Below are 13,536 nucleotides of genomic sequence, written 5' to 3'. Positions count from 1 at the left end.
TAACCTATCGGCTGATAGATCAGCCGACGATCTCGTTGCCAGAGAAGAACTGCGCGATCTCGATCGCGGCCGTCTCCGGCGCATCCGAGCCGTGCACCGAATTCTCGCCAATCGACTTGGCGTAGAGCTTGCGGACGGTGCCCTCGGCAGCCTTGGCCGGATCGGTCGCGCCCATCACCTCGCGGTATTTGGCGATCGCGCCCTCGCCTTCCAGCACCTGCACCACGACCGGCCCCGAAGTCATGAAGTCAACGAGTTCGCCGAAGAACGGCCGCGCCTTGTGCACGGCATAGAAGGTTTCGGCCTGCTCCTTGGTCATGCGGATACGCTTCTGTGCGACGATGCGCAGGCCCGCCTTCTCGATCACGGCGTTGACTGCGCCGGTCAGGTTACGCTCGGTCGCGTCGGGCTTGATGATCGAGAAAGTGCGTTCGATGGCCATAAATCTTGTCCTCGGGGAGAATGCGGGGGTTCGCAGTTGCGGGGCTTATATCGGCGCCATTGCCGGACGGCAAGCGACCGCCGAAACAGCCGCATAGGCGCTTCGCCGCAGGCCTCGCAGCCCGCGATTCAACATGGATTACACCGATTTCACTCAGATGAACCGAATCTGAAACCCGCATCAGGGTTCGGTTCAGCTTCGCGGGCGTAAGGTCGGGGCTATCGAAACCGAAGCCTGACCATGAGGCAGAGCGTTTCGGCGGCCTTTCCATCGGCGCGATAGCCCCGCGCCGGCAATTGTTGAGGAGATCACCATGTTGAGGAAACTTTCGCTTGCCGCCGTTGCCGCGGTCGCGCTTGGTGCCGCGCTGGCGCCGACCTCCGCTTCCGCCCACTGGCATGGCGGCTGGCATGGCGGCTGGCACGGCGGAGGCTGGCACGGCGGCGGCTGGCACCGCGGCTGGGGCGGACCGCGTTTCTATGTCGGCGGTCCCGTCTCCTACGGTTATGGCGGCTGCTACGTGCGCCGGCTGGTCCCGACCCCCTGGGGACCCCGCTGGCGGCTGATCAACCGCTGCTACTGAGCCCGACAGCACCTTCCGCAAGCACCTTCCTGAACAAAGGGGTTACCTATGCCCCCAAGGTAACCCTTCAGGAGAGGCCCCGGCGTCCGCGCCGGGGCCTTTTATTTGGGCGGACATGGCTGGCATAATACAATTTTTACGAGAATCCCGGGGATTCCCCGCAAGCAGCGAAACCATTTTGGGCGCAATGACTTGGTACCGTGTCCTTACCTCTGAGAACACGGAACCGCGCGATGGCTGGCCTTTTTGCCAATGACAGCGAACAGATCGACCGGCGCACCAGCCGCTCGATTCGCGATGCCGTGGGCGAACGGCTTCAGCAGAGTCTGCGCCCCGATCCCCGCCTCCCGACGCACCTCGAGAAGTTGCTCAACGAATTGAGGCAGCGCGAGCGCGAATCGCACTGATGGGAGCATGATCGGGAAAGGTGTGAAGCGGTTTTCCGAAGGGTCACGCTGAACGACAAGCTTGGAAAAACGGGTTGCGTTCGACGCGCCCTGCGGTGACAAGGCCGGATGCTGTCCATCACCGATCTCTCCGTCCGCCTCGCCGGACGCCTTCTGATTGACCAGAGTTCCGTGCAGATCACGCCCGGGTCCCGCGTCGGCCTGGTCGGGCGCAACGGCACCGGCAAGTCGACCCTGTTCAAGGTGATCCGCGGCGAAGTCGCGGCCGAGCACGGCTCGGTGACGCTGCCGCCGCGCTGGCGCGTCGGCAGCCTGGCGCAGGAGGCGCCGAACGGCCCCGAGAGCCTGATCTCTGTCGTGCTCAGGGCCGATCTCGAACGCGACGCGCTGCTCGCCGAGGCCGAGCGCGCGACCGATCCGCACCGGATCGCCGAGATCCAGACCCGCCTCGTCGACATCGACGCGCATTCGGCGCCGAGCCGTGCGGCCGCGATCCTCTCCGGCCTCGGCTTCTCCGCCGCCGATCAGCTCCGCCCCTGCGCCGAGTTCTCCGGCGGCTGGCGCATGCGCGTCGCGCTCGCCGCGACGCTGTTCGCGGCGCCCGACCTGTTGCTGCTCGACGAGCCCACCAACTATCTCGATCTCGAAGGCACGCTGTGGCTGGAGGATCACCTCGCGCATTATCCGCGCACGGTGATCGTGATCAGCCACGACCGCGACCTCCTGGACAGCTCGGTCGACCAGATCCTGCATCTGGAGCGCGGCAAGCTCACGCTCTACAAGGGCACCTATTCCTCCTTCGAGGAGCAGCGCGCCGCGCGCGAATTGCTCGATGCCAAGCAGGTCAAGCGCCAGGAAGCCGAACGCGCACGGTTGCAAGCCTTCGTCGACCGCTTCAAGGCCAAGGCCTCCAAGGCGCGGCAGGCGCAGTCCCGCGTCAAGATGCTGGAGCGGCTGAAGCCGATCACGGCGCTGGTCACCGAGGACGTGCGCGAGATCAGCTTTCCGGCGCCGGAGAAGATCCTGTCCCCGCCGATCATCGCCGTCGACAACGTCTCGGTCGGCTACGATCCGGAAACGCCTGTGCTGAGCCGCGTCACCTTACGCATCGACAATGACGACCGCATCGCGCTGCTCGGAGCCAACGGCAATGGCAAGTCGACGCTGGTCAAGCTGCTCGCCGGACGGCTCGCTCCGTTCTCTGGCAGAGTGACCCGCGCGGACAAGCTGTCGATCGCCTATTTCGCCCAGCACCAGCTCGATGAGCTGAACGAGGACGCCTCCGCCTACGACCATGTGCGCAAGCTGATGGGCGATGCGCCGGAAGCGAAGGTGCGCGCCCGCGCCGGTGCGATCGGCTTTTCCGGCAAGGCCGCCGACACCATAGTCGGAAAACTGTCGGGCGGCGAGAAGGCACGGCTGCTGCTGGGGCTAGCGACCTTCTTCGGCCCCAACATGATCATTTTGGACGAGCCGACCAATCATCTCGACATCGACAGCCGCGCCGCGCTCGCGGAGGCGATCAACGAGTTTCCCGGCGCAGTGATCATGGTTTCGCACGACCGCTACCTGATCGAGGCCTGCGCCGAGCGGCTCTGGATCGTCGCCAACCGCACCGTGACCAATTACGACGGCGACCTCGACGAGTACCGCCGCCTGGTGCTGTCCGCGCGCAACGCCGAAGCGCCGCGCGAGCGCAGCGTCGCGAGCGAGAAGCCGCAGCGCGTGAGGTCGGACAATCGCGGCTCGCTGAAGAAGCGCATCGCGGAAGCCGAAGCCGAGATCGCCCGCGTGAGCGAGATCATCAGCAAGATCGACACGGCGCTGGCGCTGCCCGACATCTTCACCCGCGACCCCAAGCAGGCTGCGCAACTGTCGAAGGCCCGCGCGAACGCGGCCGACGCATTGGCGCGCGCGGAGGAGCAATGGCTCGAGGCGAGCACGCAATACGATGAGGCGGCGGGATAACGTCCCGCCTCATCAAAATCGTGAAAACAACCCCATGCACAGTACCGGTATGTTAATACCCGGAAATGAGCCATTGCACTGAATGTTCTTTTACGGCGCGGTCGGCGCCGCCCGGCGGCGATGTCGGCACCATTATACTGGGATGACTCAGTCGGCGTATTGGCCGGCTGCCTTGATGATCGGCGCCCAGCGGTCGATCTCGCTCGTCAGCATCGCACCCAACGCCTCGGGCGTCGCCTTGTCCTGCGGGACAGGCTCGGTGTTGATGTCGTTGAACCGGGCTATCAGCGTCGGATCCTTGAGCGCCGTCTGGAGCGCAGCCGTCAGCTTTTGAACGATCGCCGGCGGCGTGCCCTTGGGGGCATAGATGCCGTGCCAGACGCCGAGCTCGAAACCTTTGAGGCCGGCCTCGTCGGCCGTCGGCAGATCGGGCAGGCTCCTCAGCCGCTCCTTGGTGGTGATCGCATAGGCCTTGACCTGCTTGGCCGTGATCGGTCCGGTGGTGTTCGTCGCCTGGTCGCAGGTGAGATCGATCTGCCTGCCGAGCAGGTCGTTCATGATGGGGCCGTTGCCCTTGTAGGGCACCGTGGTGAGCTGCTTCTGGATCGCCGTCATGAACAGCATGCCGCAGAGATGCGACGCCGCGCCGAGCCCGGCATTGGCGTAGGTCAATTTGTCGCCCTGCTGCTGGGCATAGGCGACCAGGTCCTTGAGCGTGTCGGCCGGGAAATCCGGACGCGCAATGATGGTCATCGGCGCGTTGGTCACAAGTCCGATCGGCGCAAAAGCCGTCTTCGTGTCGTAGCTCAAATTGCGGTAGAGCGTCGCGGCGGTCGAGATGCCGACGTGATGGATCAAGAGCGTATACCCGTCCGGCTGCGCGCGCGCGGCGCGGGTCGTGCCGATGGTGCCGCCGGCGCCGGTCGCGTTCTCGACGATGACCTGCTGTCCCAGGGATTTCGCCATGCCTGCCGCGGTCAGGCGCGCGATGGTGTCGGTCGGTCCGCCGGCGGCGAAGGGCACCAGGATGGTGATGGGCCTCGCCGGATAGTCCTGGGCGACCGCCGCGCCGAGCGGCAGAAGCAGAGCCGATATGAAGGCGATGAACCGCATAGTCTCCTCCAAATTCTTGTAGCTCCATATGAGCGTATTCGTGGCGGCAAGACCATCAGGAAAGCAGGTTCAACAGCCATGTCGCGATCACGATGATGACGCACCGCGGACGCGCGTGCCCCGCTCGCCGAGCGTTACGTCTGCTCCTCGGTCTCGCTCTCGAGCTTCTTGCGTAGTGCCGCGACGATGCGATGGACGGTTTGCAGGTCCTTCACCGCAAGCCCTTCCGAAAGGCTGTTGACCCACGGCGCCTGCAAAGCCATCGCGGCATCGAAAGCGCGCCGTCCCTTGTCAGTGAGGACAACAAGCTGCGCTCGGCGGTGATGCGGGTTGGCCTCGAAGGCGACAAGGCCGTCCGCGTGCAGGTCGTTGACGATCCGCTGCACATTTTGGCGGTTGGCGCCCAGATCGCGGGCGAGCCAAGCCACCGGTTGGGGACGCTCCGCCTGCACAATGGCGCCCAGTATCTGCCAACGGGCGCTCGTAAGTCCGAGCCGGGCCACCAGACGGTCACCCGCGGTCAAGAGCAGGCTGTTCAGCCGGAACAAGTCAAGCATGAGCTTGGTCAGGGCATCGCCGGCCGACGTTCGCTGCGACTTCAACATATCGTCACCATAGACCGTATTGACATCATAATGTCGATTTGACATCGTATCCATAGTACCACACTGACATCATATAACCAAGTTACCGGAGGCCTTCATGTCGCTGCTACGCCCGCTGGACCCTTCCTTTCCGATCGACCGTCAACTCGGCATTGACGCCGGCCCCGTCGTCCTGGTGAATGTCTTCACCCTCGACAAGGCCGATGAGCAAACCTTCCTCGAGGTCTGGCAGGACGATGCGGTCTTCATGAAGCGGCAGCCCGGCTTCATTGCCACTCAGCTTCATCGCGCGATCGGCGAGAGTCCGACCTATCTGAACTATGCTGTCTGGGAATCGACTGCCCACTTCAGGGCTGCGTTCACGCACACCGAATTCAGATCAAAGATCGCGGCCTATCCCGCGTCCGCAGTCGCTTCTCCGCATCTGTTCCAGAAGGTCGCGGTGGCAGGCGTCTGCACGGCGTAATCCGCCCCGCGAGCATTCACGGAGGGAGCCAGCAATCAGAACCGAAAAGGCGACCAACTTCTTCGGCGCATGTGTTCAGCCGAGACGGATGGCAAAGAGCCAGCAATGGGACTCCGAATTCAACGGCTTCCTGCCGCGTTCATCGGAGCGTTGAGATTGAACCGCTTAGACACAGAGAACAATGGCGACCGCAAGCGTCGGCTCTCTGGGAAACAAGTCATGTCACGCGGCCGCGCTTATGCCGACTTCTTCTTCGGCTTCGGCTTGGTCGCCTTCGGCGCCGGCTGCGGCTCGGGATTGCCCTCGATCGAGGACAAGCGTCCGGCGGTGAACGTATAGATCCCCGCTCGCGGACCGGTCGTCCAAGTCACCACGGCAACGCGGCGGCCGATGGCGTCATTGGAGAGGTTGACCGACGAAGGCGCCCCGATGCCGCGCACCACGTCGCATTCGGTATGGCCAAGCGCGACCGTGCCGCCCAGCGGCGCGGGCGCCGTGCTCGATGCATTGGCGTCTGCCGGCCCGGGAGGCGGCGCCATGCCGGGACAGCCACCGTCGGCACTGACGAGATCCTCGGCTCCCACCGGTTTATCAGGCGTGAGTGGCGGCGATTCGATCGAGATGTTCTTGATGAAGAGACGGCCGGGCTTCTGGAACCATTCTGCGTCCTTCGACAACAGATCAGTCCCGCCAGAGCAGCCCGCGACCAGCGGTGCTACGGCAGCTAACGCAATCATGAGCGAGCCGGGAAGCTTTTGATGTCGCACGATAAACTAATTCCCCGCGTGAAGGACCAGCCCTAAACGATTGTCCCAACATCCCTTTGCGGCACGAAGGTGACCGAAGCCAGCATCGTTCGTAAAGTGCAAATTATCATTAATTGCGAGCAGTCTCTAATTCCGCTTCTGCCACCGGCCCCGCTCGTCGGCCTGCCAATAGGTGACATCAAATCCACGCGCCTTGCAATCGGCCCAGGCACTGCGGGCGAGCGCAAGCGCGTCCGGATCGTCCCCGTTGAACAACAACACCATGCGCTCGTAGCCCTCCGCGTCCTGCGGCAGCGCGGCGTTGTCGACCAGGAAGCGGACATTGGCGCCGTTCGGATTGTCCGCCTCGATCGCCAGCACGATCGGCTGGTCGACGGCATCGTTCACGCGCCATGTCGCGTGCGGCAGGAAGGAATCGTCGCGATAGGTCCACAAATGCGCGTCCAGCGCATCGGCGCGCTCCTCCGACGTCGACTGCACCACGACGCGCCAGCCGCGCTCGAGGGATTTCTCCAGAAGCGGCGGCAACACGTTCTCCACCGTCATGTTTTGCAGATGATAGAACAGCACTTCGGTCATTTGCGCTCGTAATGATCTGCGACCAGACGATCCAGCAGACGGACGCCATAGCCGCTTCCCCAGCTCTGGTTGATGTCGGTCTTCGGCGCGCCCATGGCGGTGCCGGCAATGTCGAGATGCGCCCAGGGCACATCGTCGACGAAGCGCTGCAGGAACTGCGCCGCGGTGATCGAGCCGCCGTGACGGCCGCCGGTGTTCTTCATGTCGGCGAACTGGGAATCGATCAGCTTGTCGTATTCGGGACCGAGCGGCATGCGCCAGACCTTTTCCCCGCTCTCGAGGCCGGCCGCGATCAGCCGGTCGGCGAGCTCGTCATTGTTGGAGAACATGCCGGCATGCTCGGTGCCGAGCGCGACCATGATGGCACCGGTCAGCGTCGCCAGGTCCACCATTAATTTGGGCTTCACCTTCTTCGCAACGTACCAGAGCACGTCGGCGAGCACGAGGCGGCCTTCGGCATCGGTGTTGATGATCTCGATGGTCTGGCCCGACATCGAGGTGACGATGTCGCCCGGCCGCTGCGCATTGCCGTCGGGCATGTTCTCGACGAGACCGATGGCGCCGACCACGTTGACCTGGGCCTTACGCGCCGCGAGCGCATGCATCAGGCCGACGACACAGGCAGCTCCCCCCATGTCGCCCTTCATGTCCTCCATGCTGCCGGCCGGCTTGATCGAGATGCCGCCGGTGTCGAAGCAGACGCCCTTGCCGACGAACGCGACGGGCGCCTCGCCCTTCTTGGCCCCGTCCCAGCGCATGATCACGGTGCGGCTGGGCCGCGTCGAGCCCTGGCCGACGCCGAGCAGCGCGCCCATCCCGAGCTTCTGCATCGCCTTGACGTCGAGCACCTCGACCTTGACGCCAAGCTTGCGGAGCTGGCCGGCGCGGCGCGCGAATTCCTCGGGGAAAAGCACGTTCGGCGGCTCGTTGACGAGATCGCGCGCGATGATCACGCCATCGACGACGTGGCCAGCCGCGGCGAACGCCTTCTTCGCAGCAGTGGCATCGCCGACCGCAAGCGAGATGTCGGCGCGCGAGCCGCCCTCCTCGCCCTCCTTCTTCTTGGTCTTGTAGCGGTCGAACTTGTAGGCGCGTAAGCGAAGGCCCGAGGCGACCGCGACCGCCTGGTCGCTGGTCATGGCGCCATCGGGCAGCTCCGCCAGGATCGTCATGGCCGCGGTCCCGGCCGGAAGCTTGCTTGCCGCCACGCCGCCGAATTTGAGGAAATCGTTCGCCTTCAGGCTGGCCGCCTTGCCCGCGCCGATCACGATCAGGCGGGTGGCCTTCACCCCCTCAGGTGCCAGGATGTCCAGCGCGGCCCCGCTCTTCCCCTTGAAGGCGGCCGCGGAGGCCGCCCGCTTCACGAGGTCAGCGGCGCTGCCGAGCGCCTTTGCCGTCGCGGGGCCGAGCTTCAGGCCATCGTCGCAGAACACAACCAGGATGCCACGGGGGGCGGCAGACAGCGGGACAAAGCCGACCTTGATGGCATCGGACATGGTAACTCCTCCAAAATGTGGGGCTTTTCGCCGTCCCGCGATCCCGGCCAGGGGCCGGAGCTGAACGGCGATTCACTGAGGTTTTCGTACTATGGGCCAGCAGCCCGCCAGATGCCAAGCGCCGCCGTGGCCCTCAGGCCACAACGAGCGAAATATTAACCATATATTGAGGGTGCCACGGGGCAGCCATTTTGTTGACGGATCAAAGGGATGCTAGTGAGAGAGTAAGCTGGCGGAACCGATGGCTGGCCGTCCCTTGGGGATCCCGTTTCGGGATTGGGTCGGGCAGCCGGATTCCAGCCAGCATTGGGGCCTTGGTGGGATTCGTGCGGTAGCGCATGGGGTCGATTGATAAGTATATCTTCCGCACGACGCTCGCGTCGTTTGCGCTGGTCCTGGTCAGCCTCACCGGCGTGATCTGGATTACGCAGGCGTTGCGCGGCATTGACCTGATGACGAGCCAGGGTCAGACCATCCTCACCTTCCTCGGCATCACCAGCCTCGTCATCCCGGCCCTGGTCCTGATCATCTCGCCGATCGCGTTGATGATCGCGATCTCGCACACGCTGAACAAGCTGGCGACCGATTCCGAGATCATCGTGATGAATGCGGCGGGCTTCTCGCCGTTCCGCCTGTTCTATCCGTTCTTCTACGCCACCTGTGTGGTGGCGCTGCTGGTCGCCTTCATCGCGGCCTATCTCGCTCCCGACGGAATGCGGCGGATCAAGCAATGGGACGCCGAGATCACCGCCGACGTGCTCACCAACATTCTCCAACCCGGCCGCTTCGCCCAGCTCGACAAGAATCTGACGATCCGGATCCGCGAGCGCCAGCCCGGCGGCATCCTCGCCGGCATCTTCATCGACGATCGCCGCGATCCGAACGAGCGCGTCTCGATCGTCGCCGAGCACGGCGAGGTGGTGAAGAACGAGACCGGATCGTTCCTGGTGCTAGAGACGGGCAATCTCCAGCGCTTCGAAGCCGGCAAGCGCGACCCGGCGCTGGTGGCGTTCGGCCGCTATGGCTTCGACATGTCCAAATTCTCGGGCCAGGGCCGCGACGTCACCCTCGGCATCCGCGAACGCTATCTCTGGGAGCTGTTCTCGCCGTCCGAGGACGATCCGGTCTACAAGCAGATTCCCGGCCAGTTCCGTTCGGCCCTGCACGACAGCATCCTGGCGCCGATCTATCCCTTCGCCTTTGCTGTGCTGACCTTTGCATTCCTGGGTGCGCCTCGCACCACCCGCCAAAGCCGCAATTTCTCGATCGGCTCCTCGATCCTCGCGGTGTTCGGCCTGCGCATGGCCGGCTTCGCCTGCTCGGTGATGGCGGTGAAATCGCCGGGGGCGGTGCTGGTGCAATACGCGATGGTCATGGGCGCCATCGGCGTCGGGCTCTGGATGATCATCGGCGGCGTGGTGGTCGAGCCGCCTCCGCGCCTCATGGAGGCCATCAACAGATCGAACGCACGGATCGCGCGGCTGTTCAGACGGCCGGCCATCGCATGAGCATGCTCACCAACACGCTCGGGCGCTATTTCGCCGGCCGCTTCGTGGTCGCCGCGCTCGGCGTGTTCGCCAGCATCTTCCTGCTGCTGGTGCTGGTCGACTACATTGAGATGGTGCGCAAGACCTCCGGCCTTGCATCCGCCTCGGCGATCATGGTGGCCGAGACCTCGCTGTTCCGGGTGCCGCAGCTCCTGGAGAAGCTGACGCCGTTCTGCATGCTGATCGGCGCGATGACCTGCTATCTCGCGCTCTCCCGCCGGCTCGAGCTCGTGGTCGCGCGCGCTGCCGGCATTTCCGCCTGGCAGTTCATCTCGCCGGCGCTCGGCAGCGCGCTCCTGATCGGGGTGATCGCCACCGTCGCCTACAATCCGATGTCGGCCAACTTGCGCGAACTCTCCAAGCGCATGGAGGCGGAGCTGTTCGGCTCGGCGCCCGGCGGCGGCATCCAGGATGCGTCCGGCTTCTGGCTCAATCAGGTGACCAGCGACGGCCAGACCATTATCAATGCGGCGCGCAGCGAGCAGCAGGGCGTCCGGCTCACCGGCCTCACGCTGTTCCGGTTTGATACGGAGCAGCACTTCAAGGAACGGATCGAAGCGCGCGAGGCGACGCTGGAGGCTGGCCGTTGGCTGTTCAAGGGCGTCCGCCGCTTCTCGCTGGACTCCCCGCCAGTCGACCAGGCCCGCCTCGAGATCCCGACGACATTGACCGAGGCGCAGGTCCGCAACAGCTTTTCCACACCAGAGACTGTGTCCTTTTGGCAACTACCGAGCTACATCCGCTCCTCCGAAAGCTCGGGCTTCGCGACAGCAGGATACCGACTCCAGTATCAGAAGCTTCTGGCACAGCCGTTTTTGCTGGCGGCCATGGTGATGCTGGCGGCCTCCGTGTCGTTGCGCTTCTTCCGGATGGGCGGCGTGCAGAAGATGGTTTTGAGTGGCGTGGGCGCAGGCTTTCTGCTCTACGTCCTGTCGAAAGTAACTGAGGATTTGAGCAAGGCTGAGTTGATGCATCCGATCGCTGCGGCGTGGTTGCCCGTTGTGGTGGGCGGCCTCACCGGCTTTTTGGCCTTGCTCTATCAGGAGGACGGATAGTGACTGCCGTCCACCGAGGGCTCGTGTCTCGTTCGACGCGGCGCACATTGGTGCGCGCGAACGGGCGCGGCTGGTCCGTTCGCAGGCTTCTGCTCGCAGTCGCCGCTGCCGCTTCGCTCGGCGCGGTGATCGACCTTGCTGCAGTGATGCCCGCCTCCGCCCAGTACACCTATAATCCGTTGCCACCGCGTCCGAAGCCGCAGAGGGGCCCCAACGACAACCAGATGCTGGTGCAGGCGACCGAGGTCGACTACGACTACAACAATTCGCGCGTCTCCGCGGTCGGTAACGTCCAGCTGTTCTACAACGGCACCAGCGTCGAGGCCGATAGGGTCATTTACGACCAGAAGACCAAGCGGCTCCATGCCGAAGGCAACATCCGCATGACGGATGCCGACGGCAAGATCACCTATGCCGAGATCATGGATCTCTCCGACGATTACCGCGACGGTTTCGTCGATTCGCTGCGCGTGGATACCGCCGACCAGACCCGCATGGCCGCGAGCCGCGCTGACCGCTCCAGCGGCAATTACACGGTGTTCGAGAACGGCGTCTACACCGCCTGCGCACCGTGTAAGGACGATCCGAAGAAGCCGCCGCTGTGGCAGGTGAAGGGCGCGCGCATCATCCACGACCAGCAGGAGAAGATGCTGTATTTCGAGACGGCACAGCTCGAATTCTTCGGCGTGCCGCTCGCCTACATGCCCTATTTCTCGACGCCCGACCCGACGGTGAAGCGCAAGTCCGGTTTCCTGATGCCGGGCTATTTCCCGGGCACGACGAACACCGGCTTCGGCGCCGAAATTCCCTATTATTGGGCGATCGCGCCCGACATGGACGCAACTATCACCCCCCGCTTCATGACGCGGCAGGGCGTGATGCTGCAGGGCGAATTCCGGCAGCGCCTGATCGACGGCGCCTACCAGATCCGCGCTTATGGCATCGACCAGCTCGATCCCGGAGCGTTCGCCGGGCAGCCCGGCGACCGTCAGTTCCGCGGCGCGGTCGACACCAAGGGCCAGTTCGCGCTGAACGACAAATGGGTCTGGGGTTGGGACGGCGTCCTGATGTCCGACTATTATTTCTTCTCGGACTACCGGCTCTATCAATACCGCGACCCGCTCGGCTCGTTCCTGCTGCTGCCGACGGAAGCGCTGTCGCAGCTCTATCTGACCGGCGTCGGCAATCGCAGCTTCTTCGATGCGCGCACGATGTACTGGCTGAGCTATTCGGGTAACCAGAGCCAGGTGCCGATCGTCTATCCGGTGATCGACTATTCGAACGTGCTCAACTATCCCGTTTTCGGCGGCGAGTTCAGCTACAAGACCAATTTCGTGAACCTGTCGCGTGACGGAGCGGTGTTCGATCCGATCACGACGGTCGCCAATACCAGCAGCCTGTGCACGACGGCATCGGCCGATCCGTTGGCCCGTACGCCCTCGCAGTGCCTCCTGCGCGGCTTCCCCGGCACCTACACCCGCCTCACCGCTGAAGCGCAGTGGCGCAAGTCCTTCACCGATCCGTTCGGCCAGATCTGGACGCCGTTCGCCAGCCTGCGCGCAGATGCGATCAATTCCTCGGTCTCCAACCAGCCGGGCGTGTCGAACTACCTGCCCGTCGGCGACACCCAGGCGTTCCGCCTGATGCCGACCGTGGGCCTGGAATACCGCTACCCCTTCATCAACATTCAGCCCTGGGGCTCGACCACTATCGAGCCGATCGCACAGATCATCATCCGGCCGAACGAGACCTATGCCGGCAAGCTCCCGAACGAGGACGCCCAGAGCATGGTGTTCGACGCCTCGAACCTGTTCAGCGTCGACAAGTTCTCCGGCTACGATCGCGTCGAGGGCGGTGGCCGCGCCAATGTCGGCGTGCAATCCACCACGCAGTTCGACAAGGGCGGTGCCGTCAAGGTGCTGTTCGGCCAGTCCTACCACCTGTTCGGCCTGAACTCCTTTACGGTCCAGGACACCCTCAATACCGGTCTCAATTCCGGCCTCGACAAGCCGCGCTCCGATTACGTCACGAGCGCCAGCTACTCACCCAACAGCACGTATACGTTCAGCGTCCGCTCCCGCATGGACGAGCAGACCTGGAACGTCCAGCGTTTCGAGGCGGAAGGCCGCGCCAATTTCAATCGCTGGTCAGTCAGCATGCTGTACGGCAATTACGCAGCGCAGCCGGAACTCGGCTACCTGACCCGCCGTGAGGGCATCCTGACGACAGGCTCGCTGAAGGTCGCCGCCAACTGGGTGGTGTCGGGCTCGGCCCGCTGGGATCTCGAGGCCAACAAGATCAATCAGTATGTGCTCGGGGCCGGCTATGTCGACGATTGCTTCGTGCTGGCGGCGAACTATGTAACTTCCTATAGCTATTCCGCGGGATCCGCACCGCCCGTTCTGAGCCACGCGTTCATGTTCCAGATCGGCCTGCGCACGCTGGCGACCTCTTCGACGACCAGCGGTTCCTCGGGCCTCCAGTGAGCGGTTTGAAGTGCCGGCCGCG

Annotated in this window: 13 protein-coding genes; 7 read left to right on the top strand and 6 right to left on the bottom strand. The window is 64.0% G+C overall.

Annotated elements, in window-relative coordinates; translation table 11 throughout:
- Positions 1 to 19 precede the first annotated feature (19 nt).
- Entirely contained in the window at positions 20 to 442 is a 423-nt protein-coding gene (ndk, locus tag IVA78_RS33980; protein ID WP_035715388.1) for a nucleoside-diphosphate kinase, read from the bottom strand.
- A gap of 313 nt (positions 443 to 755) precedes the next feature.
- On the opposite strand from ndk, the gene IVA78_RS33975 reads away from it, so the two are divergent.
- The 3 genes from IVA78_RS33975 to IVA78_RS33965 all read left to right on the top strand — a co-directional run bounded on the left by IVA78_RS33975 (position 756) and on the right by IVA78_RS33965 (position 3,400).
- The gene (locus tag IVA78_RS33975) at positions 756 to 1,025 is read left to right on the top strand and encodes a sulfur globule protein precursor (RefSeq protein WP_247281592.1); all 270 of its coding nucleotides are present in this window, start codon (positions 756 to 758) and stop codon (positions 1,023 to 1,025) included.
- Between the two features lie 233 nt (positions 1,026 to 1,258).
- Positions 1,259 to 1,432 (top strand): hypothetical protein, encoded by a 174-nt coding sequence (locus tag IVA78_RS33970; RefSeq protein WP_247281593.1) that lies wholly within the window; start codon positions 1,259 to 1,261, stop codon positions 1,430 to 1,432.
- 108 nt (positions 1,433 to 1,540) lie between these two features.
- On the top strand, positions 1,541 to 3,400 hold the full coding sequence (locus tag IVA78_RS33965; protein WP_247281594.1) for an ABC-F family ATP-binding cassette domain-containing protein: 1,860 nt from the start codon (positions 1,541 to 1,543) through the stop codon (positions 3,398 to 3,400).
- A 147-nt stretch (positions 3,401 to 3,547) separates the two neighbouring features.
- Here IVA78_RS33965 and IVA78_RS33960 read toward each other — a convergent pair whose 3' ends face one another.
- Positions 3,548 to 4,513, bottom strand: a complete 966-nt coding sequence (locus IVA78_RS33960; RefSeq protein ID WP_247281595.1) for a tripartite tricarboxylate transporter substrate-binding protein — start codon at positions 4,511 to 4,513, stop codon at positions 3,548 to 3,550.
- Between the two features lie 134 nt (positions 4,514 to 4,647).
- On the bottom strand, positions 4,648 to 5,118 hold the full coding sequence (locus IVA78_RS33955) for a MarR family winged helix-turn-helix transcriptional regulator (RefSeq protein ID WP_247281686.1): 471 nt from the start codon (positions 5,116 to 5,118) through the stop codon (positions 4,648 to 4,650).
- 97 nt (positions 5,119 to 5,215) lie between these two features.
- Between IVA78_RS33955 and IVA78_RS33950 the strand changes: the two genes are divergently transcribed.
- A complete protein-coding gene (locus IVA78_RS33950; RefSeq protein ID WP_247281596.1) occupies positions 5,216 to 5,584 on the top strand; it encodes an antibiotic biosynthesis monooxygenase family protein in 369 nt (122 codons plus the stop codon).
- Positions 5,585 to 5,820: 236 nt separating this feature from the next.
- Here IVA78_RS33950 and IVA78_RS33945 read toward each other — a convergent pair whose 3' ends face one another.
- The 3 genes from IVA78_RS33945 to IVA78_RS33935 form a co-directional block, all read right to left on the bottom strand.
- A complete protein-coding gene (locus IVA78_RS33945; RefSeq protein ID WP_247281687.1) occupies positions 5,821 to 6,321 on the bottom strand; it encodes a hypothetical protein in 501 nt (166 codons plus the stop codon).
- 156 nt (positions 6,322 to 6,477) lie between these two features.
- Positions 6,478 to 6,930 (bottom strand): DNA polymerase III subunit chi, encoded by a 453-nt coding sequence (locus tag IVA78_RS33940; protein ID WP_247281597.1) that lies wholly within the window; start codon positions 6,928 to 6,930, stop codon positions 6,478 to 6,480.
- Positions 6,927 to 8,426 carry a leucyl aminopeptidase gene (locus IVA78_RS33935; RefSeq protein ID WP_247469472.1) on the bottom strand — a complete coding sequence of 500 codons (1,500 nt, stop codon included), beginning with the start codon at positions 8,424 to 8,426 and terminating at the stop codon, positions 6,927 to 6,929. The genes IVA78_RS33940 and IVA78_RS33935 overlap by 4 nt, the downstream gene beginning before the upstream one ends.
- A gap of 338 nt (positions 8,427 to 8,764) precedes the next feature.
- Between IVA78_RS33935 and lptF the strand changes: the two genes are divergently transcribed.
- The 3 genes from lptF to IVA78_RS33920 are packed head-to-tail and all read left to right on the top strand — an operon-like array spanning position 8,765 to position 13,514.
- Complete coding sequence (gene lptF, locus IVA78_RS33930) at positions 8,765 to 9,934, top strand: LPS export ABC transporter permease LptF (protein ID WP_247281599.1); 1,170 nt, start codon at positions 8,765 to 8,767, stop codon at positions 9,932 to 9,934.
- Positions 9,931 to 11,028, top strand: a complete 1,098-nt coding sequence (gene lptG / locus IVA78_RS33925) for an LPS export ABC transporter permease LptG (RefSeq protein ID WP_247281600.1) — start codon at positions 9,931 to 9,933, stop codon at positions 11,026 to 11,028. The genes lptF and lptG overlap by 4 nt, the downstream gene beginning before the upstream one ends.
- On the top strand, positions 11,028 to 13,514 hold the full coding sequence (locus IVA78_RS33920; protein ID WP_247281601.1) for an LPS-assembly protein LptD: 2,487 nt from the start codon (positions 11,028 to 11,030) through the stop codon (positions 13,512 to 13,514). The genes lptG and IVA78_RS33920 overlap by 1 nt, the downstream gene beginning before the upstream one ends.
- The last annotated feature ends 22 nt before the right edge of the window (positions 13,515 to 13,536 follow it).

The organism is Bradyrhizobium sp. 137 (assembly GCF_023074095.1).
Lineage (GTDB): Bacteria > Pseudomonadota > Alphaproteobacteria > Rhizobiales > Xanthobacteraceae > Bradyrhizobium.
This window is presented reverse-complemented; position numbering and strand designations above follow the sequence as displayed.